23 protein-coding genes are annotated in these 24,412 nt (G+C 37.1%); 6 read left to right on the top strand and 17 right to left on the bottom strand.

Going from position 1 to position 24,412, the window contains the following annotated elements:
• Positions 1-102: 102 nt before the first annotated feature.
• Genes LY624_RS11000 through LY624_RS11010 form a run of 3 tightly spaced genes read left to right on the top strand, consistent with a single transcriptional unit; the run spans position 103 to position 4,088 of the window.
• Positions 103-2,046, top strand: a complete 1,944-nt coding sequence (locus LY624_RS11000) for an LTA synthase family protein (protein WP_341802991.1) — start codon at positions 103-105, stop codon at positions 2,044-2,046.
• A gap of 15 nt (positions 2,047-2,061) precedes the next feature.
• Positions 2,062-3,687 (top strand): phosphoethanolamine transferase, encoded by a 1,626-nt coding sequence (locus tag LY624_RS11005; protein WP_341802992.1) that lies wholly within the window; start codon positions 2,062-2,064, stop codon positions 3,685-3,687.
• A 20-nt stretch (positions 3,688-3,707) separates the two neighbouring features.
• Complete coding sequence (locus LY624_RS11010; protein ID WP_058586251.1) at positions 3,708-4,088, top strand: diacylglycerol kinase; 381 nt, start codon at positions 3,708-3,710, stop codon at positions 4,086-4,088.
• Here LY624_RS11010 and LY624_RS11015 read toward each other — a convergent pair.
• From LY624_RS11015 to LY624_RS11065, 11 genes are all read right to left on the bottom strand, one after another.
• Positions 4,085-4,318 (bottom strand): hypothetical protein, encoded by a 234-nt coding sequence (locus LY624_RS11015; protein WP_341802993.1) that lies wholly within the window; start codon positions 4,316-4,318, stop codon positions 4,085-4,087. The two genes, LY624_RS11010 and LY624_RS11015, sit on opposite strands and share 4 nt — an antisense overlap.
• A gap of 48 nt (positions 4,319-4,366) precedes the next feature.
• Positions 4,367-5,119, bottom strand: coding sequence for a hypothetical protein (locus LY624_RS11020; protein WP_341802994.1), 753 nt, complete (start codon positions 5,117-5,119; stop codon positions 4,367-4,369).
• A gap of 376 nt (positions 5,120-5,495) precedes the next feature.
• Positions 5,496-6,341: an HDOD domain-containing protein gene (locus tag LY624_RS11025; RefSeq protein ID WP_341802995.1), complete on the bottom strand. Its 846-nt coding sequence runs from the start codon at positions 6,339-6,341 to the stop codon at positions 5,496-5,498.
• A 246-nt stretch (positions 6,342-6,587) separates the two neighbouring features.
• Positions 6,588-8,741 carry a TonB-dependent siderophore receptor gene (locus LY624_RS11030; protein ID WP_341802996.1) on the bottom strand — a complete coding sequence of 718 codons (2,154 nt, stop codon included), beginning with the start codon at positions 8,739-8,741 and terminating at the stop codon, positions 6,588-6,590.
• A 229-nt stretch (positions 8,742-8,970) separates the two neighbouring features.
• On the bottom strand, positions 8,971-9,387 hold the full coding sequence (locus LY624_RS11035) for a GNAT family N-acetyltransferase (RefSeq protein ID WP_341802997.1): 417 nt from the start codon (positions 9,385-9,387) through the stop codon (positions 8,971-8,973).
• A 169-nt stretch (positions 9,388-9,556) separates the two neighbouring features.
• Entirely contained in the window at positions 9,557-9,853 is a 297-nt protein-coding gene (locus tag LY624_RS11040; protein ID WP_341802998.1) for a hypothetical protein, read from the bottom strand.
• Entirely contained in the window at positions 9,853-10,038 is a 186-nt protein-coding gene (locus tag LY624_RS11045) for a hypothetical protein (protein ID WP_341802999.1), read from the bottom strand. The genes LY624_RS11040 and LY624_RS11045 overlap by 1 nt, the downstream gene beginning before the upstream one ends.
• A gap of 283 nt (positions 10,039-10,321) precedes the next feature.
• A complete protein-coding gene (locus tag LY624_RS11050) occupies positions 10,322-10,627 on the bottom strand; it encodes a hypothetical protein (RefSeq protein ID WP_341803000.1) in 306 nt (101 codons plus the stop codon).
• A 350-nt stretch (positions 10,628-10,977) separates the two neighbouring features.
• The gene (locus tag LY624_RS11055) at positions 10,978-11,898 is read right to left on the bottom strand and encodes a hypothetical protein (protein ID WP_237127032.1); all 921 of its coding nucleotides are present in this window, start codon (positions 11,896-11,898) and stop codon (positions 10,978-10,980) included.
• Complete coding sequence (locus LY624_RS11060; RefSeq protein ID WP_341803001.1) at positions 11,888-14,416, bottom strand: hypothetical protein; 2,529 nt, start codon at positions 14,414-14,416, stop codon at positions 11,888-11,890. Before LY624_RS11060 ends, LY624_RS11055 begins: the two co-directional genes overlap by 11 nt.
• Positions 14,417-14,443: 27 nt before the next feature.
• Positions 14,444-15,565, bottom strand: a complete 1,122-nt coding sequence (locus tag LY624_RS11065; RefSeq protein ID WP_237127034.1) for a competence protein CoiA — start codon at positions 15,563-15,565, stop codon at positions 14,444-14,446.
• A gap of 140 nt (positions 15,566-15,705) precedes the next feature.
• On the opposite strand from LY624_RS11065, the gene LY624_RS11070 reads away from it, so the two are divergent.
• Positions 15,706-15,837, top strand: coding sequence for a hypothetical protein (locus LY624_RS11070; protein WP_267135521.1), 132 nt, complete (start codon positions 15,706-15,708; stop codon positions 15,835-15,837).
• A gap of 386 nt (positions 15,838-16,223) precedes the next feature.
• Here LY624_RS11070 and cas6f read toward each other — a convergent pair whose 3' ends face one another.
• The 4 genes from cas6f to LY624_RS11090 are packed head-to-tail and all read right to left on the bottom strand — an operon-like array spanning position 16,224 to position 21,078.
• The gene (gene cas6f / locus LY624_RS11075) at positions 16,224-16,826 is read right to left on the bottom strand and encodes a type I-F CRISPR-associated endoribonuclease Cas6/Csy4 (protein ID WP_237127035.1); all 603 of its coding nucleotides are present in this window, start codon (positions 16,824-16,826) and stop codon (positions 16,224-16,226) included.
• The gene (gene csy3 / locus LY624_RS11080; protein WP_237127036.1) at positions 16,823-17,851 is read right to left on the bottom strand and encodes a type I-F CRISPR-associated protein Csy3; all 1,029 of its coding nucleotides are present in this window, start codon (positions 17,849-17,851) and stop codon (positions 16,823-16,825) included. The genes cas6f and csy3 overlap by 4 nt, the downstream gene beginning before the upstream one ends.
• Positions 17,851-19,899, bottom strand: coding sequence for a type I-F CRISPR-associated protein Csy2 (locus LY624_RS11085; RefSeq protein WP_341803002.1), 2,049 nt, complete (start codon positions 19,897-19,899; stop codon positions 17,851-17,853). Before LY624_RS11085 ends, csy3 begins: the two co-directional genes overlap by 1 nt.
• A 3-nt stretch (positions 19,900-19,902) precedes the next feature.
• On the bottom strand, positions 19,903-21,078 hold the full coding sequence (locus LY624_RS11090) for a TniQ family protein (protein WP_237127038.1): 1,176 nt from the start codon (positions 21,076-21,078) through the stop codon (positions 19,903-19,905).
• A 213-nt stretch (positions 21,079-21,291) separates the two neighbouring features.
• Here LY624_RS11090 and LY624_RS11095 point away from each other — a divergent pair, with 213 nt between their 5' ends.
• Positions 21,292-21,570 carry a hypothetical protein gene (locus tag LY624_RS11095; RefSeq protein WP_237127039.1) on the top strand — a complete coding sequence of 93 codons (279 nt, stop codon included), beginning with the start codon at positions 21,292-21,294 and terminating at the stop codon, positions 21,568-21,570.
• Between the two features lie 13 nt (positions 21,571-21,583).
• Positions 21,584-22,237, top strand: coding sequence for a DNA-methyltransferase (locus LY624_RS11100; protein ID WP_237127040.1), 654 nt, complete (start codon positions 21,584-21,586; stop codon positions 22,235-22,237).
• A 4-nt stretch (positions 22,238-22,241) separates the two neighbouring features.
• Here LY624_RS11100 and LY624_RS11105 read toward each other — a convergent pair whose 3' ends face one another.
• Together LY624_RS11105 and LY624_RS11110 are read right to left on the bottom strand one after the other, a co-directional pair.
• Positions 22,242-24,050, bottom strand: a complete 1,809-nt coding sequence (locus LY624_RS11105) for an AAA family ATPase (RefSeq protein ID WP_341803004.1) — start codon at positions 24,048-24,050, stop codon at positions 22,242-22,244.
• Between the two features lie 13 nt (positions 24,051-24,063).
• Complete coding sequence (locus LY624_RS11110) at positions 24,064-24,369, bottom strand: helix-turn-helix domain-containing protein (RefSeq protein ID WP_237127042.1); 306 nt, start codon at positions 24,367-24,369, stop codon at positions 24,064-24,066.
• Between the last annotated feature and the right edge of the window lie 43 nt (positions 24,370-24,412).

Consider the following 24,412-nt stretch of genomic DNA (forward strand, 5'->3'; position numbering starts at 1 on the left):
TACTGAATTTTAGCTAACCCAGTAAACATTAAGTTTTTCATAAGTATTTCTTAAGCTTTGCTTCCTAGTATTGCGATACTTTTCGATTAAGTAAGTATAACTATGCAAGCAATCACATCCGTTCTAAAACCACTATTACGTTTTACGCTACTGATTATGTCAGTTTTTATATTGTCTAGAATGGGCTTGCTATTATGGCAACACCAAAGGTTAGCTGATGGCGATTGCCTAGCCGTTTTATTGGGCGGCTTAAGAGTCGACTTAAGTAGTTTAGGCTACTTGTCAGCCTTGGCTGTTTTGATGTTACTCGCTGATGTGCTTGTGCGCAGCAAAACCGCTTTATTTCGCCGTGCGTTTACTCTTTATAGCAGCATAGTCGTGACTTTAATCGTGGTTGTTGAGGCTTCGACCCCCGCGTTTATTACCCAGTACGATGTACGACCAAATCGTTTATTTGTCGAATATCTCGATTACCCTCAAGAAGTCTTTTCTATGCTATTACATGGCCACCTATTTGCCATGATAAGCACCTTAATTATTGCAACGCTTAGTTGTGTGTTTGCGTATCGTTATGTAAATGCAGCATTTAGCAAACAGCAAAATGCTAAAACGGTTAGCCAAATGGTGATACTCGTTACTACTTTATTAGTTTGCTTAATTAGCGCAAGAGGCACTGTAAGCCATCGCCCTTTAAACCCTGCATTAGTGTACTTTTCAAGTGACTCACTGGTTAACTCTTTGGCTCTAAATTCAACTTACAGTGTTGCATTTGCAATTAAAAATATGGGCAATGAAAAAAATGCCAGTAGTTTGTACGGCACCATGCCACGTAATGAGATTTTACAAACGGTAAAGCAAGCAGCCTATAAAAATCAGTTTGTAACGCAGAGTATTCCTACCCTAGCCAACAACACACCTTTTAATACAGGCAAACACAAGAATTTAGTGATCATTTTAGAAGAAAGCTTAGGCGCACGCTTTGTTGGTGAACTAGGTGGTATTGGTGTAACTCCTGAGCTTGATAAGCTTTATCAGCAAGGCTGGGGGTTTGATAACTTATACGCAACGGGCACACGCTCTGTACGCGGCATCGAGGCCGTAACAACCGGATTTCCTCCTTCGCCTTCACGATCTGTAGTAAAGCTCTCTAAGTCACAGCACAACTTTTTCTCACTCGCTGATGTATTAAGCCGCACAGGCTATACCACCCAGTTTATTTACGGTGGTGAAAGTCATTTTGATAACATGAAAAGCTTTTTCTTAGGGAATGGCTTTAGCGATATTGTAGATATTAGTGACATGCAAAGCCCAGAGTTTATCTCATCTTGGGGCGCAAGCGACGAAGACTTGTTTAATCAAGCTGATAAAGAGCTAAGTGAGCTAAATAAATCAGGCAAACCATTTTTCAGCCTTGTGTTTACCTCAAGTAACCACGACCCATTCGATATTCCAGAGGGTAAAGTAACACTGCCTGAAGGCCACGACCCAGAAAACGTCAAGCGCGATCTCGCAATCAAATATGCTGACTATGCACTAGGAAAATTCATCGCGAAGGCAAAAACGCAAGATTACTGGCAAGACACCGTCTTTTTAGTGGTTGCGGATCATGATGTACGCGTGTTTGGTTCAGAGCCTGTGCCGCTTAAATCTTTCCACATCCCTGCTGTGATCCTAAATAGTGATATGGATGCAAAGCGCGATACTCGCTTAGTCAGCCAAATTGATTTACCCGTTACTTTGTTGTCGTTATTAGGCGTTGAGCAAGCAACCCCCATGCTTGGTTATGATTTAACTCAACAATACCCTGTTGAGCGCGCCATGATGCAGTACTACGACAACTTTGCTTACGTAGAAAATGGTGAAGCCGTAATACTCATGCCAAATCAAAAAGTGAGTTATTGGCGTTATGACCCTTCAAGTAAAACCCAAGTTGCCATTGATAAAGGTGGCAGCAGCGTTGAGCTTGCAAAAAAAGCCTTAGCGCACGTCTTATTTAGCAATTTAGCTTATACCGAACAGTTGTATCGCTTACCAAATAAATCGTAGCGATGAGGAATGATTATGAGCATGCAAATTAAACAACTCCTTACTAAAAAATGGCACGTTAGCTACAGCCAATTTGTCTGGCTGGTGTCGTTGTACTTGGTTATTGTATTTAATGGTCTGTTTTTATTTAATGTATTTGAAGCTGCAAGCAAACCTGAACATGTCGATTGGTTATTTATAGCAAGCGTACCGTTTTTCTTATTAGCACTGACGGCAATGGTGTTAAGTTGGTTATCGTTAATCACCTTTGTAAAACCCGTGCTTTTAACAAGCATCGTGGTTTCATCGTTGTTGTTTTATGCAACCTTAAATTACGGTGTTATCTTTGATAAAAGCATGCTGCAAAATATCTTAGAAACAACTTCAGGCGAAGCATTTTCATACCTTAATGTACAAGTTATCGCTTTTATTTGTGTGTTAGGTGTACTGCCTGCTTACTTGTTTTCTCGCTTTAAAATTGTCGGAAACTTTCGTGTTCGCCTTAAAAGCTTTGCGTTTCTTAACGTTACAGCATTTATTGCTGTAGCTGTTATTGCCGTTCCTTTTTATAAAGATTACGCCTCTGTAGGGCGTAATAATCGCCAATTAACCAGCTACATTACCCCTTTTGCATTTTATACTGCGGGCTATAAGTACCTGCGCGATAATTATTTTTATCCACCTTTACCATTTAAAGTCTTAGATAAAACACCGCACCTATTAGCTAAGCAACAAAGTTCACTGACGATTATGGTGGTAGGCGAAACAGCGCGTGCAGCAAACTTTTCATTGCAAGGTTACGACAAGCCGACTAATCAATATACCCCTAAACTTGGCGTTAAATATTTCAGTGATGTTAGTTCATGTGGCACCGCAACGGCCATTTCTGTACCTTGTATGTTCTCGCGCTTAGATCGCAATCACTATGATTCGCGCATCGCGCAAAGCCAAGAAAATGCCCTAGATATCATTCAACGAAGTGGTGTAGAAGTAACATGGATTGATAACAATAGCAGCTGTAAAGGGGTTTGTGTGCGGGTAAACTCACAAACGGTAGAACCAACAAAGAGCAACCCACTTTGTGACGGACGCTATTGTTTTGATGAAGTACTGGTTGAAGAATTAGCCGCAAAGCTTGCTAAAAGTCATGCGAAGCACCAACTAGTGGTGCTACATATGATTGGTTCACATGGGCCAACCTACTATCGACGCTATCCAGAAAAAGACAGTAAATTTTTGCCTGATTGCCCACGTAGCGATATCCAAAACTGTAGCAGTGAGCAACTTACCAATACCTATGATAATACCATTGCTTATACCGACCTAGTGCTGAGTAAACTTATTAATTTACTGCAAAACAGTCAGGCGGATGACAAAGCTCTGCTGTATGTTTCTGATCACGGTGAATCACTGGGTGAAAAAGGCTTGTACTTACATGGCTTCCCGTATGCGTTAGCGCCTAAAGAGCAAACCCAAGTGCCTATGCTGTTTTGGAGTAATAAACTAGCCGATACCCGCTTTAATCAATGTATCGAACAGCAGCGTAACCAGGCTTTTTCGCATGATAACATTTTTGACACCTTACTTGGCTTAACCCATGTACAAAGCACTGAATATCACCCAGAGCAAGATATCTTTAATGCTTGCTCAATACAAAGCTAACGAAATAGAGATTTCATACTATGCAATTTGATAGCACTAACAAACCCATTGGCATTAAACGTATTCGCCTCGCATTTAAAAATTCCCAACGAGCATTCACGTGGTTAGCAAAGCATGAGTCTGCTTTTAAGCAAGAGCTGATACTGTTGGTCCTAGCCATCGCAGTGGTTTTTGTCTGGCAGATTAGCCTGTATGAGAAAATTATGCTGCTTGTATCTGTGCTCTTTGTGATGTTTGCTGAAGTAGTCAATACGGCAATTGAAGCCGCCATAGACCGAATAGGCCTTGAAATTCATCCATTATCAGGCCTAGCTAAAGACTTAGGCTCCGCAGCCGTGCTGATTGCTCTAACGATTTGTGCGTTGGTATGGGGCGGCGTGTTTGTTAATAACCTAAGCTAACTCGCTTTTTTATCATCAGGGGTGTCATTACAAAATGCACAGTGGCGCCCTTTTGATGAATGATATAAACGGGTTGCGATAAAAATGGCCGTAGCAATAAAAGACCAAAGTAGCGCAAAACCCAATGCACTTAAGGGCTCATGGCCTTTCAAGATTTCTACCATAAATAATAAAATAGCTACCAGCGTAAAAATTTTAGTGGCTCTGAGTATCCAAAATTTTGCACCCATAACTTACTCCTTTAAAAGGATAAGTGTAGTTCAAATAAGAAAAACACCTTACAAATTTAAAGCAGGTTCAGACAATATCTGTACGTTATTTTTGAATACCTCTAAAAGCCCCGGCGGTGACTGTTCCGTACCAAGCAAAGTCACATGACAGACATAACGATAACCGTTGTTAGTAAAGGTATAAAAATGATTGCCCCCACTGCCATCAAAACTTAATGTGCCCCCTGTGAGCACAAGGCTTGGCTCATCTTGCATAGATTGATCAATTTCCCATGCAACATAACGGTACTGATTATCAGCAAGCTCATCGATACGAATTAGATGTTTTTTTGTTTGCCACGTTAATATCGGCTTTGTGAATTCACGAAGGCTTTTATGTAATGCTTGTTTTTGCTCGTCAATCAGTGCTTCGCGTCGTGTTTTTTCTGCCTCTGATTCATAAGGCACAGCCCAAATAGAGCCATCAAAGTCTAACCACAATTTGCCTGAATCAAACATAATGCCGCGCCAGCCCATCATTTCCCAGTCATGGCGAATGTTTGAGCTAGCTATTTGTTCAATAAATTCTTTATCAAAAATTTGCTCAAAGTTTTCTATAAGCATTTGCTCATTTTCAATTGCTTGCAGCGGCGCTTTACGCTGCAGTGGATAATGCACTCGCTTGGCAATGGCAGCTTTATCACCTGCCTTAAATGCCGCAACCACAGGTTTGACAATATTTATGTGCTTTGTTGCGGCAAAAGCTGAAATCGAGAAAATACCGCTAAAAAATAATACCAGTAAATATTTAATTACTTTCACTTTAATACCTATTTAATAGACTTAGTGAAGCGTAACAAATATATGTGTAATGCGCATATCTTTAGCTGTTTAAATTTTTGAAAAAATTGAGCTCTAAAGCTCGATATAAACACGCTATTTTCTATCAGAGATGGTTATGTACTTACTTCATAATTTGCGCTGAACCACACGTCATTAGTTTCATATAAATAACGCGACGTAAAGTCGCGACTACAGTTTATCAAACTGCTTTTATATCTATATTTAAGGTTAAATTTACTCACGGTTTCAAGGTAAAGCCTACGGACTAATGAGCTCTTACCGAAGCTCGTGAATTAGATAAAAGCGAGCAGTGAATTAACACCACCCGCTTGCTTATCGAAGGTTTTTATAGGCTTTAACTCGCCATTGAGTTGTCGAGGTAATCTTCTAGAAGATCAGCGTATTCCTGCTCAATAACTCCTAACTCGATAAAGCACTGATCTTTAATTTTTAGCCACTCGCTTGAATGTTGCCTATGTCTGGCATAGTCAATCATGCTTTCTGCACATTTTAAAATAGCAAAGGCCATTCGCTGGTGGTCATTATCACTTAGCTTTAAAAAGTGGCTATTATGATGGTTTAAAATAACGTTACATAACGGCTTAGGTAAGTGCCACGATGTGGCAATAAAATAACCTATAACAGCATGGTCGCACTGATAACGAGCTTGTTCAAGAGCGGTTATTACTTGCTCTTTTGCATGATTTGCGTGTTGTAATACGTCAATATAGTCACGGTATTTTAGAGCCATTGCTGCAATGCCAACATTGTGGAAAAGGCCTAACGAGTAGAGCTCATCAACTGGCATCAGCGACTTGTAACTATGTCCAAGCCATACACAAGCGTTTGCTACTTCAACAGACTCATCCCAGAATCGCTCTAAACTGATGCAGGCATCACCAACAAAGTTGTTCTTAAGTAATGCGAGTGTAACTAAGCGATTTAGTTGCTCTAAACCCAAAAACATAGCCGCTTGTTTTATATCACTGATCGTTCTTTGTAAGCCAAAAAAAGGGCTGTTGATGGTTTTTAATAATAAAGCAGAGAGGCTAATATCTTTAGAGATCATGCTGGCAATTCTATCTAAGCAAGCATCGTCTAACTCCATTTCAGTTGCAATTTCATCGAGTAGTTCAGGCTTAGGTGGTATATGAAAGCCACGTTTTAACGATGTTAAACGCTGCTCATCTAACGTAATCATTTATCTAAAATCCCTCAAACAAGCAAATAGCTCGTTACTTAATTTGGCAACAGAATAAGCCAGTTTATTTAAAAGGGTGTTATTTAAGATCAATAAGATTAAAGAAGGAAATGAGTTGTCATAAAATGAAACAGCTCGTCGCTGTTTAAAGCTAGAATAGCGAAGAAGCCCTGATAACCATAAAACTAAAGGTGCACAAATGCACCTTTAGTTGCAACTCGATATGAGCCTATCCCGAGCAATCAATTAAAAGTTATAACTGAAGCTCAGTGATGCATTGCGTGGCGCACCATAGCGGTAAAGGTCATAGTAGCCTGCTGTCATGTAATTATAGTATTTCTTATCAAATAGATTATTAACATTTAACTGTAAATCCATTGATTCATTAATATTATAACGCGCCATCAAGTTTACAATTGTATAAGCATCTTGCTCTACATTACGTGTTGTGCCTTGCGCATATGACTTGCTTTGCCAGTTAAGACCACCACCGACTGTAAGCGCTGGTAATTGTTTTACAAATTGGTAGGTCGTAAATAACTTAAATTGCTTACGTGGTGAATCTGTATTTACTTTGTTGTTATCGGCATCCTCGGCTTTAAAGTGTGAGTAGCCGGCTGAGATATTCCAACCATCCACAGGCTCCCCCATCACTTCAAACTCAAAGCCGCGACTTTGTGTTCCTTCAGCGCCATAATATGCTGACATTTGTTCAGCGGTTGGCACAAAGTTGGGATCTTCTGCTGCTAAGTTGTCTTGTTGAATATCAAAAATAGCCAAAGATGTTTGCAAACGCTCATCAAAATAAGCACTCTTTAAGCCAATTTCACTTGCTTTACCATCAACAGGGTCTAAATACTCCCCGTTCGCATCTAAGCTATTTTGCGGACGAAAAATTTCTGTGTAGCTGGCATACATGCGGTGCTGATCATTTAAATCAAAGAGTGCGCCAAAGTAAGGCACAAAAACGCCTGAATCGCCGTAATCTTGTTGATCGCCATAATAGTAGCGCTCTCGCTCCCATGACGAAATACGCCCACCAGCAATCACTTTAAACGCATCAGTTAACGAAACTCGTGTAGCTGCGTAAAAGCCTTTTTGTACTGTGTCGTTATCATCTTGTAGTGTCACTTCTTCAGTCCAATTAGGTTCTGCAATATCATCCCCTTGGAAATCAAAAAAGTTATCAATAGGAACCGCATCCCATGCGCTACCACCAATGATAGGATCGGGATCGCGAGTACTTGTTTCACCAGTTTGCTTAGAGTAAAGCGCACCCACCACAAAGTCATGGCTCTGTTCAAACAAAGTGTATTGACCTTTAAGCTGTACATCGACACTGTCTTGCTCTGTTGAGCCAAACGCAAAATAACGTTGCCCTGTTAAGCCTGCCCCTGTTTCTTTATCTAATGCACCATAGACATAAAATAAGCGGCTTTCTTTATCATATTTTGAGTGATTATAATTTGCTGTTAACTGCCAACCATTCGAAAATAAATGCTCAACGGTTGCAAAATAGTTTTTGTGCGTTGTTTCCCAACGAGTCCAATCAAGGGCCGTAGTTTTAGAATCATCCCACTCAGCTGCTGTGCCATCTGTATAGTATGCAGGTAAAGCGCCCCACACAGGACCATGCGGATCACTGTTCTGGTAACTCGCCCCTACACGCAGGGTAGTATCTGGTGTTAGGTCAGTCTCTAATACACCGTAGAAGATATTTTTATTCTCTTCGTATAAGTCGATATATGATTCACTATCAACCACTTTTGCGACCACTCGACCGCGCACTGTACCGCTATCATTTAAGCCATTCGCGATATCAAGGGTTAACTCTTTTTTATTCCAACTTCCTATTGAAGCATCAACGTAACCAGTTAAGTCGGTGTTACGCGCGCGTTTGCGAACAAGATTAATTGATGCAGATGGGTCGCCCGCCCCGGTTAGTAAACCCGTGGCGCCTCGTACAAACTCTACTCGTTCATAAATCGCAACATCCGCTGACGTTTCACCAGAATCCCCTGCCAAACTCCACGATAAAGGCACACCATCAATTTGATAGTTAGACACATTAAACCCGCGTGATTGCATGGTGTTACGAATGTTATCCATTTTTGAAGATGACAAACCAACCGTATTATCAACTGCGTCAATAATCGTGTCTAAATCTTGATCTCGAATACGCTCAGCAGTAAAGACTGTTACAGACTGTGGAGTCTCGCGAATTGATAAACCAAGGCCTGTCGCTGTATCGATATTTTCGTTAACGATGTACTTACCATTTACAGTAATTTTTTCTATGAGGTCTGTTTCTTTTTCATTAGTTTGTTCTGCTGCAAAAGCACTGTTTGACAGAAGCGCTAAGCTCACCGCTGTGGCTGTAGGAAGTAGAGAAAAATTCATAATAACCCTTGTTATTGAAATAGCGCAAAGATGTTATCACGAACAATTCCCATTTGCATTACATTTAATGTTAATATAGTACAATTCACACTAAATAATAACTACCGCCCCCTAATGCTAATTTTAAAAGCTGATTCTATTGATTCGAAAATTTAGTTTAGCGGTAAGAGAAATAACGACTTCAGTTTCTACTACTTGCAATAAACCCTATTCCAAGACCTAACCACCCTTAACGCAAAGAAACAGACATTCTAAGATATGAAATACCTGATTTTTGAAATGGCTCGCCATGTGAGCACAAGCCAAATCTCTGATAAAAAGAAAGCGCCGTTTTACGTGCATCACACCTAAAATAATTAACATCAGAACACTTCAAGTCACTCAGTATATGCTCTATTACTCTAGAACCTATTCTTTGTCCTTGGTATTGAGGCAAAGTAGCAAACTTTCTCAATCTTGCCTCATTGTTATTAAGATAAATAGATGCAACACATACTAACCTTTTATCAATAAATGCACCGTAATGACTCGCCGTATCGTCGCCTTCAACAGAACAAAAAGAAATCGGTTTATTTGGCCACAAAACGCGATGCCTAATAGGTAAAGCTTCTGCTATGGTAATTGTTTTTATGTCTATGCTATTCATTGGAAGCATCGAAAAATTAAGGGAAAGCCTAAGCTAATAAAAAAGGGCCAGAAAGACAAATCCAGTGTTGTTTAGCATAAGTTTACACAAACACATTTACTTCACTAGGCTAAAACGTGAAACGAAATCGAATCGACGGTGACAAACTCAACTTTAAAGCTTTGCTAAATCAACTTAATAATGGAGCTGACCACCACGTAGGTTGAAATACAATAACTGGAATTAAGGCAAGAGCAGAAATCCAGTATATAGCAGCTTTAACTCGACTCTTTCTGATACGATAAGAAAGTAACCACAATAAAGAACAAGGTATAAGTACAATAAAATATAAAAAGACCCCATAAATCCCAATGCCTTTCCCTTCAAGAATAAAATCTTTAAAAGAAATAACTAAGTATGATTCTGTGCCTATTATCAATATAAGAGCAACAACAAAAAGTAAACTCCCAATAGAATTTTTATTCATTATCGCAAACCTAAATCATAGAGTTCTTTGACTAATGCTTTACGGCGCGCATCACCTATACTCGATGGCTCTGCATAATAAAAATGCCCCTCTGAATTAGGCATTTGATTTGCTAATGTTGGTAAGTTTGAAAAAAGCTCTATAATACTCATACCTGCAAATATAGGATCTCCGTGTTCATCCAAGTCAATGACCACCACTCTTTTTATTTTTGGAATACTTTTCAGTTTTTTGGCTTATAGCAACGAAAGTGAAGAATATATTGACATAAAATTGAAGCTTATAATGGCAAAAGTTACCAGATACAGGCTTTAAAGAGCCAAGTTCAGTTGGGCATTATGTGCCATGAGCAAACATTGGTAACGCCACATTAAGGTGTGAGCAACGCTTGCCTATACTTGAGCGAAGCGAAACTGCCAAGCGTTACGAATCACTATTAAATACATTGCTATTTAGATTTGTTATAGGCTAGTCTATTTCGATAAAATCATCGTCACTAAACTTACCGCTATGTTGCTTCCTATATTCTTCAAACTCTAGATCAGTTTCTAAGTCACCAGTAGGCCAGCCAGCATCTAGTTGCGCCAAAATATCAGAAACTGGCGACCAGCCCACGATATCAGAAGTCGTTTGATTCAACCATGATTTACCATCCCAATATAAGTAGTCATATGAACCGAAACCACTGATATGCCTCAATGCTACTAAGTAGACACCAACTTCACTAGGCTCTGTTCCCTCAAACCATATAGTTTTAATCTTAACTTTACTCATTATTTTCGGTTCCTAAATACTTCCGCCTTATCGCGTAGTTAACACAGAGTAAGCTTGTCATTTTCATGCACATAGAAAGCTGATTAAACTAGTAGTTCTATTCTTAGCCTACAGGTTTATGGAAGGTTTATAAGGAAGTGTTTGGCTTTTAGTGGGAATAAGTTGATTTGTCTTTTGGGAAGAAAATAGGCTATGTCATCTTATACTTCAAACAACAAACCCAATGTTGTTTGAAGTATAAGTTGACATAGCCACATTCGATTTCATTAAGCTAAAACGATACAAGTGAAGTGTAAGTTGGCATAATATTGAAGCATTAAATGGCATAAAGGTACCAATTTTACCTATGGCTAGTAAATATTGATTATTGAAAGTGCTTCATTAAGCCCTTTCTTATCTAACTCAATATCACTGATTAACTTTCTAACACACTTACTTGTCGGTAATTCTGAAATAATTATTTTCGCATCTAAATTTAATCTTGAAAAAAGTAAATTTAGCTCATCAATAATATGCTCTCTAATTAGAGTTTTACTTAGGTTCAGTCTAAGCATCCTATGAACTAAGTAAAATTCTGTTACCAATTCAGGCCTAGATTCTCTTTGATTACCACCAATACCATTAAGAATTTTATAAATATACTTGGAAGTTTCCTTGTTATAATTTTCAAAGTTGAAATCAATGGAAGATTGAGCTAATCCGGCAAGTTCAACATAAGGAGGTAACATATTTGTATTTTCAGCCAATCCCTTTAAAATCTTTCTATAAGTTTTCCAATGACAAACTTTCTCTGGTAACGTCAACGTCCATACATATTTAGCCTTTTTAAATATAAAACTTTTACTACTAGCTTCTCTTTGTTCCTTAGGTACAACTTGTACAAAAAAGTATTTGAGATCATAAAGTGACTGTTCCGGAATATGACTTAAAGAGTAATGTTCTGACTCTATTATTTCATGCCTTATAATCCCCGAATATGAAAGCTGATTACCTAAAGTGTTTACAACATCACATACAAGTTGTGTCACATGAATTTCAGGATAATTCTTTAAACCATTTAAAATTGACTTTGCTTCCTCTAAATCGTTACCTGATATTTCAACAGCAAAATTTGGATAGGAAACTGATCTACCTCCATAAGGAAGCAATCCTGCATGCAATTCCTCTCTTAGAATATACACATGTGTTGAGCCTCGAAAATCGTATTCATTGTTGTCATCCAGAATTCTGGATAAGAACTTAGGTCTTTGTGCTCTTTGGTTATTCTGCATCAGATACACTCTTTATATATTTATCATATTTCTCTTTTTCTCGCAGAATATCGTTTCTCAAATCACGCCTAACATTAACTAGCCTTTCATCTTCAGAGGATAACTTTGGTATCAATATTGTCGTAACAAAGGCATCAATTCCTTCTCTATTAAAATCTCTTGGATTACGAGCAAACAACCTCACGATAGGATCATTATGTAATTTGACTTTCTCTGTATCAAAATAATGTTTGCTCATTGCTATTTCTTTCGTGTCAATTTCACTACTTAATTTAAGGTTTATTGTGTTTTTCCAATTAAATCTATGATCCCATCTATTACCTATCCCTGGAAAACTATCAAAGTAATTTACTGTAGAAAGTACCTGCGAAAAACGGCTCTGCTCTTGGTTGAAATATTGCTCCCAAATACTTTGAATAAAAAGTTCTAATCTTTTATTTTTATTAAATTTACTAATGACTATGGCATATCCAGTCAAATCAAATAAATCAACTAATGCTGCGGATGCAATCCTAAATTGGTTTTCTATCTGCCATGTGTGTTTATATTTTTCTGAAATTAATTCAGAAAATTTATAAAAACTAACCCAAACATAGGTCCTGTATAGTTTTCCAACTTTTCCCAAATCATTATTAATTAGTGCTTCAAAAACACTTTCACCTAAAGAATGAAGTAAAAAACCATGATAATCTGGAAGACTAGCTGGCCGACTATATGGCAGAAGCCCCTTTAAGACTACTTCATTTATGTCTTGGATCGTATTTAATCTCTTCTCCACAACATCAAATATATTATCCAGCTCAAAGTTACTCCATTGAGCTTCATTATTTTTATGAGCCAATAGAGAGTTTTGATAGTCACTCAGTTTAGAACGTTGATAGCTAAACTTAGACCAAAACTCTTTTTCACGTATTATGCAGGTAGAAGCTAGCCAAAACCTTCTTGCTGAAATTAAATTTGCAACCCAACTTTGGTATAACTTACCGACTTCATTCGCGAACAAGTTTATGTTTTTAATAAAAGATAGTTCTTCCTCTCGACTAACTCCGCCTAAAATATACCAATCAGGTGTTATGTATTTATTTTCGATTTGATATTCGAAAACTAACCTTTCAGATAGCCACTCAAGTTTTTTGATAGTATTTTCAGATAACGGTATTTCATAAATAAAGTTACTTCTTCTCCATTCCTTTTTCTTCACAAAATCGCTAATTTTTATGCCATCTCTCAGTTCTAAACCTTGCCTGAATGCTAAAAAAGAATTGATTGGTAACCCTGCTATCTCATCACAGAGTATTGTTAAGTTTTCGTTTTGATCAGTATCTTTTTTACAAACTAGATTGATGTGTGTTGTAGCAATACTAGCTGTTTTTTCAATAACTTTGAGCGACCATGCTATATCCCCTTTCTTAGAGATTACTTCAACATACAATTTAATATAATTTAATGTTCCATGCGCAAAATCATAATTTTTAGAATTTAAATTGGTTTTTAGACAAGTGAGTAGAACTTTTGAAAGCTCATTTTCCAACCACCTATAATCACGTACTATTTTTGGTTGTAGGATTTGACCAAATTGAAATGCTCGATTAGTCACTGAATCATTACTTTTGTACCAATCAGGATGTTCAAGCTTCGACTCGAACCATTCACTGTTTCTAGGTACTTTATCTTTATTAAACTCATACCAACATAAAAACCGTGTTATTTGATCAACAAACTTTAAAAAAACCTTACCTGATAGATGCCTTTCTGAAGATGACAATGTAGCTAATGCGTCTATGGACTCTAACCAAGATTGTACTTTGCTTTGTTCATGCTTTTGAAACTCAGGTACTTTCCAGTTATTGTTTCCAGGTATTACATTTTTTACAGACTTGTGAATGTTTTTAAAGATTTCAGTTGAAAGCTCGGTTGGCTCGAATAAAGATAAAACTCGCACTCCAAGTTGGTAGAAAGCAAATACAGCAAAACCTGCTAAAACGGTGATAATAGGAACATTGATAGGATTTACTCTATACCCTAAAACATATTGGGTTAGGAAAAGAATCCCTAAGAATGTAAAAAATACTAAATATCTTAGATAGTTTTTGCCTATACTTTCATTGAATAATAATTGACGCAAGCTCTGAGGTAGCTTTGTGTAGATTGCACCACTAATACTAGTAATAGCGGTGTAATACAAACCAATAAAAAGGCCACTAATACTTGTAACTGTTGCCACTAAAGTTGAGTAATCAGTATCTTTTAAAACTATCCATCCGTTATTGACAAACAATGGTCTTAAAGGTGCTTCTAAACTTTGTGTTAAGAGTGCAATTGATATTGGTAAAACGAAATAAGGTAAGGAGTTTTTAAACATGTTAAAAATAAAAGCAAGCATGCTGGAAAACTTTACTGCAAACTCCTTTAATAGATAATATCCCTTCGCAACTTCGAATTTTATTAATTTATACAGCCTTTGAATTTTCCAAAATAATTTATATTGAGAAAATTTCTGCTTCAACTCAATAATCATGAAGCAATTCCATTCGTTAAAATATGTTTAATCATATCCTACCTCTGAACCACATGAATTACAGTAAACAAAACATGCCTTACTTCTAAATTTAGTCAAATCATCATTTCCGCATGCGCATTTTATTTGTATGCCTTTAGCCTTTAACTTTGACATCAAGCCAGGTTGAATAATTCTTGGCTGTATATATTTATCTGCAACAGATGCATAAGAAGAGTTACCGCTTAATCTACTTTTCCTTTTTTCATTTAACCTTTTTCTGTAATCTGCGTTCTCTTGCTGGCGCAGTTTATATATCTGATCTGCTTCGTTTTTTGCATCAGTTTCTGACTGCTGAACATCGAAATAGGTAAGGTTGTTCTCGTTAAAGTGTAAGTCGTTCAAACTCACTAATTTTGATTGCTCTGAACTGACAACTTGTACCTGAAAGCCTAAATCATCGATTCCGTATTGTGTATAAAAACACTTAAAAAACAGCTTGCTTTGATCTCGGCTAGTGATTTTTGATTCAAGGTCAAATACGTAAAGGTTTTCGTTAGAGTTATAAAATATGTCTTTTCGGGTGAAGTTGTTTTTGTCTTGTAGAAATAGCCAAAGGACTGTAGCACCTTGTTCTTTAAAAAATCGATCTCTCGCAACAATAACATCTAGTGGTACTTGGTCTAACACTAACTCAATAGCTATATCCATGTTGTGCGTGTTAGAGTAAAAACTTATATCTGGTCTTCGCCATGCTTTAGCTAGTCCCGTCTGAAACTGCTCTCGATAAGTTTGTTCTACTTGAATATTTTCATACTCAAATTCGCTTTTAAGCAAATTTGATATAGTCGCTTTATAGTCTTTATGTTTTTTACTTTCTTTTATTCCATTGTAACTAATTGCCTTTAGTTCACTATCGGTGAGGCTTGTTGTGCTTTTCACAGGACAATCTTCTGAACCGATAGGGTGTTTAAAATGATGTTTTTGCGATGAAGTACCGGCAAGTATTAAAGGCTGAAAACATGTAGCACATAGTATACTTCCAAGCCCTTCTGGCTCTCTTAGAAAGCGTCTAAGCTTAAATAGACCTGCTTCATCTATAGATAGAATTTCATTAGAGGAATAACTTTTACCCTCGACAGGTAAAAAAACTTTAGAGACTGTAGACATAAACTAACTTATTAATTCCATTTAAAATATTCACTCTCAGTAATCTATCCCTTAAAACTTACAGTAGCAAGCATTAGCGTTGGATAGACAAGTCTAAACCATGAGCTAAACTAAAAATAAACCACTCTTAGGGAAATAATATGAGTATTAAACCAGGTCCAAAACCTAAAGCTGACTCTACAGGTAAAACTGATAAGCGAAGACGTGTTACCCCAGAGAATAAAAGTAAACATCCTAGCCTTAAAAAACACGATCACAAAAAGGGTGAATAAGATTAAAATTATTATTCGGCTTTAGAACAAAAGACCCCAGCGTTTGCTGGAGGTCTTTTTATTTAGCCTCTGCCTTTTCGGCAGTTAAAAGTCACAAGATGTGGTTGTTTACTTCCTGGCCTAACTTCAGCTGCCTACTCGGCAGTTCACAATTCGCTTAGGACTTATACCCATAGCTTTACATTTTCAGCTACCTACTCGGCAGTTCACACAGTAACCCGAAGAGAAGTAAAGTCAGGTCAATTTCCAGCTACCTATTCGGCAGTTCACTATTAAAAATAGTTTAAATTTCTATAAATACCAAACCGTTAAATGAATTTAAATTATTTACCCTTACCTTAATAAACCTGATAACTCATTGAAAATTACAGGGTGTTTTAAAACTATTAAAAAAGGGTATTCAAAGAGGGAACTGTACCTTGAAATGTTTGATTTGTAGCAAAACCATAATTGTTAAACTGATTTTTTAAGGATTCAGCTTTTTCAATTTTTTGTATGTGAAGTATAAAATTTTCCCCGTTGCCTTTGCTTGATACGGGTATTGAATGAAAGTGGCCTATGTCTTTTGCCTCAAATTTATATTCAGGATTATAAACCTCACCTCTGGCTTCAGCTCTTTTTTTAGCGCGTTTTAACCGCCTTTGCTTTTCGCCAACAAAAGCTTTAGCTACTGATTGGTTGCGAATAAACATAACCTCATTTTGCTCTGTTGGTACATCAAGTATTTTTGATAAATAAAACAACTTGTCATGAGCCATCATCTCAAAATAGCTTTGCTGAGATAGATTAGTTAATTGCTTTTTATCTGTTGATACAAACGCTATTTGATTGCCTATCGTTTGCTCATTCCATTTAGGAAAACACACACCAATATTACTTATTTCACGTGAACTCATAAACCCATGCAACATGCCAATACAACGCCCAGCAAGAAGACTTACATCACAATTTTTGGGTAAATAAGTAATGGTAAAATAATAGCGCTTCAAGCTTTACTCCTTTGGAACAAGCCACCTTTAATCAGCACTGCCGCAATAAAATGGATTGCGTCTGATTCATCACTTTGCCCTAAACCATGCTTTTCCATGTGCTTAATATGCAAAGCAATACGCGGGAGTAATGAATAAAAGTCTGAATGGGTCTTAGGTGTCCTGTGTGCAACTAATATTTGCTTATCTGCGCCATACTCATGAGTGCGTATAGGTTTGTAGCCTCCCTCATACCAATCATCAATAGTTTGAATCGCAGCCCCTACTTTTTGTGAGTTTAAACTTGCTGCTTTTTTATCGCCTACTTGAGTGTATGCAAGTTGTTTAGATGACATGCCCTGTTCAACAGTATCTACAAACTTTTGACTTGGGTGAACCTCTTGGCTAAATGCATTTTTAATTTTTGCGGTTATATCTAAATAACAGTAGCTTTGAGGGTTACTAAGCCCTTCTTGAATAGCTTCTGATAATGTTATTAGCGCTGTTTGATTATTTTGCCAATTGCCCTGCCACTTTAGCTTTTGTATACCTTCAACAACAATCGGGGCTGCATGTTCAGTAAGCACTTCTATATCAACATTCGGTGATTGACGGTTACGCCAAAGCCAGTTTCCCATCAGTATATTTTTAGCGTAACGGGTAGCAACTTCATTAAGGCCATTGTGCTTTTTATAGGTTTCAAAAAAACGTTTTAACCAATAAATAACTTTAGGATCATCACAAACATGAGGCTCAATACTATTGGCCTCAACCCTGAGTGAAAAACGACAAAATAGCTCTTTTACTGTTGGAGGCACGTAGCACACATCAATTGTTTGAGGGTTTCCAAAAGCAAGATCTTGTGGCGCTAAATTTTTAGCCACATTTTGCTTTTGATAGGCATCGCCAAATCCTGATTTTTGCCCAACTAATTTATTTTGTTCTATTTGTAGCGGTTCAAAATCAGACTCTGGTGTTTTATAAAAAAACACTGCTTTGCTGGGTGAAAGCGAACGCGAGTAACTTAAGTGCCGAGGTAATTGCATTATTCATACTCAAACTTAGACTTTTTCATAAGCATAGACTCTTTTTGAACATCCATAACCCAAAATGCGTCATGAAAGAACTGCTTAGCCCCTGCATACTTAACTGACGTATTGCTAACACACTCTAACAACCCAATTACGGGCTCAGCATAACAATGGTTCTCATGTAATGCTCCACCTCGCTTTACGGGTTCTTCAAGCGCAGCAAAGCCAATTGCAGCGGGTCTTAGATTAAAGTTATCGTTAAGGGCATCAATTAATTGTTCAAAACTTTTAACTACTTTTTTTGAAGGATATAACCAACTGCCATTTGACGATTTTGCTTTAAGTTTTTTAAACAGCTCACTCGGTTTAGTATGCACATGACACCAATCTATATTTTGGTATAACGAAGGTGGATGCATAATTCCACCTGCAAATGAAGATGGTAGTGCGGGCTTTAAAAGTTGACTGTTTAATTTATTAAGCATCTCAATATTTGGTACAAAAAGTCTAAAGACTAAATCGAGTGTTATATCGCATTTAGGTTTATCGATAATTCCTGATCTTATTACATGACTACGCCCTGCAACTTGTTTTAACTTGCTTGGCTCAGGTAATGGTTTACCTGTATGTAATTGATAGTTTTCAATGTAAATGGCACTACCAATACACTTAATTGAAGGGTCTATAAAATTTTTTAGCTTACGCTCAAAGTTATGAGCAAGCCCATTTAAAGCAGTAAGTGACGGCATACCTTGAATATACGAGTTAGCCATTGCCTCGGCATCAAACACTCGCATATCTTGGCAATGTACATACACTATTTGCTCATCATTTAATGTTTCTTCAGTTGCACACTGAGTAAACACATAGTTTAACTGCGTTTTAAACAGCCCCATTAAATTAGGGTGATATGCAAAGCGTTTGAGCTTACTTAAATTACCAAGGCTTTCATTTAGTATGTTACTAAATTGGCTAATACAGTTAGTAATACTCTGATCTAAATAATGCTTTGCCCAATCAGGGTAAGATTGCTCTCGAGCGTTATTTTTAGCTTCAAGAATGTTATCAAGCCATAACTGCAAACTAACACGGACTTGCCTAATAGCCGCTACTCGCGCTAATCGTTTTTGCCTCAATGTATTAAACTGCTTAATGTCTACCAATACCAAAAGCGCCTGTTGAAATTGACTACTTAATAGCGCACGAACTTTAAATGCTTTCTCAATATCATTATTGGCTACTTTAGAGCGGTTAATAGCCTTAGAATATGTTTTAGGGAAGTAGCGCAACACTCTTAAATTACCACCTACTGAGCTTGCTAAGTCGCCAACATTGGCAGGTCTTGAGTGCTCAACTAAACCAGAGTTTAATTTACGCTCTGTTGTTAATTGCTGAATTTTAGCTAGCATTGCGTGGCTTACTACAGGCGTAACCGCAAGGTAGCTTTGCAGGTATGGCATTTGTAATTGTAGTGAAAAAGAGCTCACTTCTAACGGGAGCTCTGCTACTGGCAATTGGTGTTTTATTTTACCAGCTATGTCTAAAACCGCCTTTTTTGTGAAACCGTATGCTCTGATAAAATCAATCCAGACAGGCTCTTCAGTAATTAATAACTTTGCTAAACAAGTCACTTTACCTTGCCAAATAAATAAGGTTAAAAATAGCTTTGCATGATTAATTTCAGCACTGTTGTGCGACCAACCAAAACTCAACGGTAATGACCGACTGCAAATACCTGCAATATCTTCACTTACTACCATACTAATTAAACGTTGATGGCTTACTCGTATATCAGGATATTTTAAATTATGAGTATGAAACCATTTAACTTCGTTTATGCACTTACTCAGTAACACTTCATCGCGTAATACACTTTTAGCGGCTCTTAAACTTGTTAAATCATCAATTTCACTTTGTTTATAAACTAGGTTAATGAGCACAGTCAGCGCTTGTTCTTCAAAGCCATCTACCGCAATGCAAGGCGTGTATGGCGCAAATAACTTTCTAAGTGCTGTGGTTTGTTCTTTTAGTGATTCAATTGCAAATGCATCTTGTAAGTTCATAAGTTACCACGGCGCTATAAATTGTTTTTTTGTTTGAGGCTTTTCAGCTGCGAATGCTTGCTGTAGCTCTATAACTTGGCGTAAATAAAATACATAGCTATCAGCTCTGAGCTGTTCGTTCTTTTTTTGTGGATAAGCACAGCTTAAAAAGCCTTCTTGATGAAGCCTATAAACTTGCTCTGTTGTGGTGTTTAACAATACTGCGGCATCAAAAGTGCATAGCAGTAAGTCAGCAATATTTGGATGTTTAGCTTTAGGGTTACTATCAACTAATTCAACAAAGTATTTAATAATCTCATCAAGTACTTTGTTTTTACGGTTACTTGTTGCTGCAATTTGACAATCACGAAGTAAATCGCCATATACAGAGTTAAACTTAGTTTTATTAAAAGGGTTAAGTTGTTTGAGCCGCGCATTGTTTGTAAGTATATCTAATTCAGTGGTAAACCCATCAGGCCAAGCACTAAAATACCCCACAAAGGTACAACTAAAGTCAGCGTCGCTTATATCAAGTTGTTTAACTTTCGCAAACCACGATATTAACCCGACTATTTTTTGGCTGTGATTACCTGCAAGAGCAATTGCAATTTTAAAGTCTGCATCGTTTAACTGTTCACTATTGGTTAGTTTACAACCGCAATTACATTCTAGAAACGCCTCAGAAGCTCTGTAATAAATTAAGTTATGGCATTCACCACAATGTGTGGCTAATTGTGTCTTATGCTTATGGCACGCTTTATAGGGCTTTAAATGCCAATAAAAAGGAATATATGAAGACTCATACAAGCATTCAATACAAACAGGTATGTTATCAGTGCGAAGTAGTTCAAGGGGAATAGTCAGTTCATTACGGCTTACTGCTGCTAGGTTGCCAAATTTAAAGTTGCTGCGCCGACATGCAAGCTCAAGAATGTCACCAGCATTAACATCTGCTAATTGGGCTACTAACCTGAGCGCTCTTATTCTAAAGCTGCTCGCTTGCCTAGCATGATAAACATCAACTTTACTCAGCTCTAACGGCAACGCACCTTCAAGATCATGATCTTGCTCTGCAAGCCATTGCCACAAAATATCAGCAAGCTCACTATAGCCATCGTATGAGTTATCCCTTGCAAGCCTTAGCAAATAGCTTTCAAGCGCCTCATCTGGGTAAGGTTTTGTTTGAACTAAAAAATGCATCGCCAACCTAAACTAAGAAAATCTTAGTTTAGGTTTAGGCTAAATAAATTAGATAGTCAAAAATAATTATCGTTAAATCATTCGTACTTCACAAAAGTACAATATCTGATACTGTAGAGAGCGTTACGGCATTTCTAAAGGATGTATTAATAGCCAGTAACATAATAAAAACTCAAATTTAAAAATACAAAGCTAACTTATAAGGAGATTCTTATGGCTTGTAACTGCTGTGGCAAAGCTTTAAATAGCGGTATGGTTCAAAAGAAAGACTCATCAACCGGTCAAAAGTTTAAATCATGCCCTCATTGTTCTGACGCTAATGGTTCTGAACATATATTCCACCCATATCCGGCTTCTTTTGGAATTACTCCTGCTCGTAAAACAGCTCGCAACCCTGATGGATATCAAAGCTATTGCAGTGATTGTCGAAGATTAAAAAAGGGCGTTGCTTCGAAAGCTTTTCACAATGGCCGTTTGTGTAGCACACTTTAGCTAAAGAGATTTAATGCAAGTACATAAAGATGATGCGGTAAATTGGTTATCAACACTTTCAACCGAAAGTGTTGATCTTTTAATTACCGACCCACCCTACGAATCATTAGAAAAACATCGAAAAATAGGAACGACCACTCGCTTAAAAGTAAGTAAATCGTCAAGTAATCAATGGTTCGACATATTTCCAAATAGTCGCTTTGAAGAACTACTAATTGAAATTTACAGAGTGCTTAAAAAAGGTTCTCATTTTTATCTATTCTGCGATCAAGAAACAATGTTTTATATTAAGCCAATAGCTGAAAACGTAGGTTTCAAGTTTTGGAAGCCAATAATTTGGGATAAAGTGACTATTGGAATGGGTTATCATTACAGAGCTAGACACGAATATATTCTTTTTTTCGAGAAAGGTAAGCGTAAGTTAAATGATCTAAGCGTGCCAGACATCCTCACTTGTAAAAGAGTATATAGGGGCTACCCTACTGAAAAACCAGTTAAGTTAATTGAAACGCTTATCTCTCAAAGCAGTAATGAAAATGAACTCGTCGTCGATCCTTTTTTTGGCTCAGGAGCTACTTTAGTAGCAGCCAATAACTTAAATCGACAAGCTATCGGATGTGATATTTCAGAATCTGCCCATTCACACCTAAAAGGTCGAATCACATAAGCAGTTATTGATTGTGTGATTCGATAAAATCCCAAACCGTTTCACAAAGCGAAGTAAGTTCTGGCGTTAACTTCCAATCATCAGACTCATTCATTAGTGAAATTGCAGTATGACAGAATTTAACTTTGTCTTTAATTGTACCTGATTTGTCAGAATAGAATTTCCGTTCAAGTCCATCAGCTTTGTCGACATAGCGCTCTAGTACTTCACCAATACCATACTTATTAGATTTGAATAACTCTTCCTTCATATTTTCAAATCTGTCGATATTACTGCCAGTTCTCAGTTTAAAAGTATCCCATCTAGCCTTAGCTGTATCAATCAAAATATCAAAAGGTATGTAGTTTTCAATTTCCTTATATTCGAGTAAGTAAAATGCCTCACTCAAAGCTTTTCGTAAGCTTTCAACACGTTCACCCTTTCCTTCGATATCTGCATCAGCAATTAATAAGATATTTCTGTTGAGTCTTTTAGCAGGAGTTTCATTACCATCGTTTTCAACATCATCACTGAAATCCCAGTGAGTGATATTACTGCCTTGGTACTCTGTAAAAACAAAATGAAGATTTTCATGATAACTTTTCAGCTTACTTTTCTTATCTTCATCTTCGAGCTCTTCGATGTATTTATTTAGATAGGCTCGCAAGTATAATTTATCAGTAACGCCCTCCACCCATATTGAACAATTAGCAAGGAGTACCGACGATGCACGTACACCAAGCTCATTAAGTAACTCACCATAATCTAATGAAGCTTGTACTATATACTCACCGTTTACCCTTGAAACTTGTTGAATAGAAATATCATCACGTTCTTGAACTAAGTCTAGAAAGTGATTTGAATGGGTAGTCATAAAAAACAAGTGTTCTTTATGCTTTGCAAATGTCTCAATCAGAGTTCTTTGAAGACCTGCATGCAGAAAATGTTCTGGCTCTTCTATAAAAAATATTGTTGGTTTTTCAGCCATGAAAACTTTATAGGTCAATAATATTATTGATTGAATACCGTCACCCAAATCATAAATTGGCCTGTCTTCATCATCACCTTCTTTGACATATACGACATGCTTATCAAGCATCGGAACCAAAGATATATCCCTGCCAAAAAAAAAGTTTTCCGAAAGGTAGTTTTCATAGTCTCGAACTTTTTGTCTTTTATCAAAAGAGCCAAGTAAGTGTTCCGTCAAGTCTTTGTAAAGGTTATGACCTGTAAAAACCTCACACTCATTCTGATTCATATTCGAGAAATAATCTAATTTGGTCCTCTGTTCAAAAATATCTAACTCAGCAACATGTCGAAGGCCTCTGAGGGTTGGAATATAAATTTTTGACCAATTTGAGGGCTTGTACAAAGATATTAAGTCTTCAATTTGTTCTGCATTGCTTATATTTTGGATCAAGTTCAACATGGCTTTATAAAAGCCACTTTCATCAACAGAGCTCGAGCGAGTAGGATTATAAAGACTACCTTTATAAGAATCAGCTATAAGTCCATTAATATCATTAACTTTACTTAAGTTTTCTTTTAAAAAATCAGATAGTTTCCCTTTGTTCATAAATCCAAAAAGGTCAAAACCTGTCGAGTTATTACTACGCAAATATTGTGATATTTGTTTTGATAATTCTGAAACAGGAAGTATCTCTAAATCGAAAACCCAATTGCTGTAATTATCTTTAAATAAGCTTCGTAGCTCTCTACTTTTACCAGAGTTATTTGGGCCGATAAAAAATGTCATTTGCCTAACACCTTCTAAAACCCAAGACTCTTCTGTACTTTTTCCAATTTTTGAAATGAGATTAGCTTTTACTTCCATGTCCAAATAAACCTTAAGTTTTATCAGAATTAAGTGAGTTTAAAATTCTGATTTGTTCTTCTTTTTTTAACTTACCCAAAGCACAAATTAGCTCAGATAAGATGTCTTCCTCACAATAAAAGAAAGCTACTGGCACATCTAGCTCTTTAGCTATGCGTTTCATAGTTAAAAAATCAGGGGCATGTTTGCCTTTTTCGTATTGGTTCATGCGAGCACTAGCCGTGTTTGGCTCCATTCCTAAAGCCATACCTAGCTGTTGCTGAGTAAGGCCTGCTGCCTTTCTTGCAGATTTTAGGCGTGAAGGTGTTGGAGTTTCCATGTGAACCTTAGCTATAAATTATATCTTGCTAAGATTCTCTTAG

The sequence above is a fragment of the Pseudoalteromonas sp. N1230-9 genome, assembly GCF_032716425.1.
GTDB lineage: Bacteria > Pseudomonadota > Gammaproteobacteria > Enterobacterales > Alteromonadaceae > Pseudoalteromonas.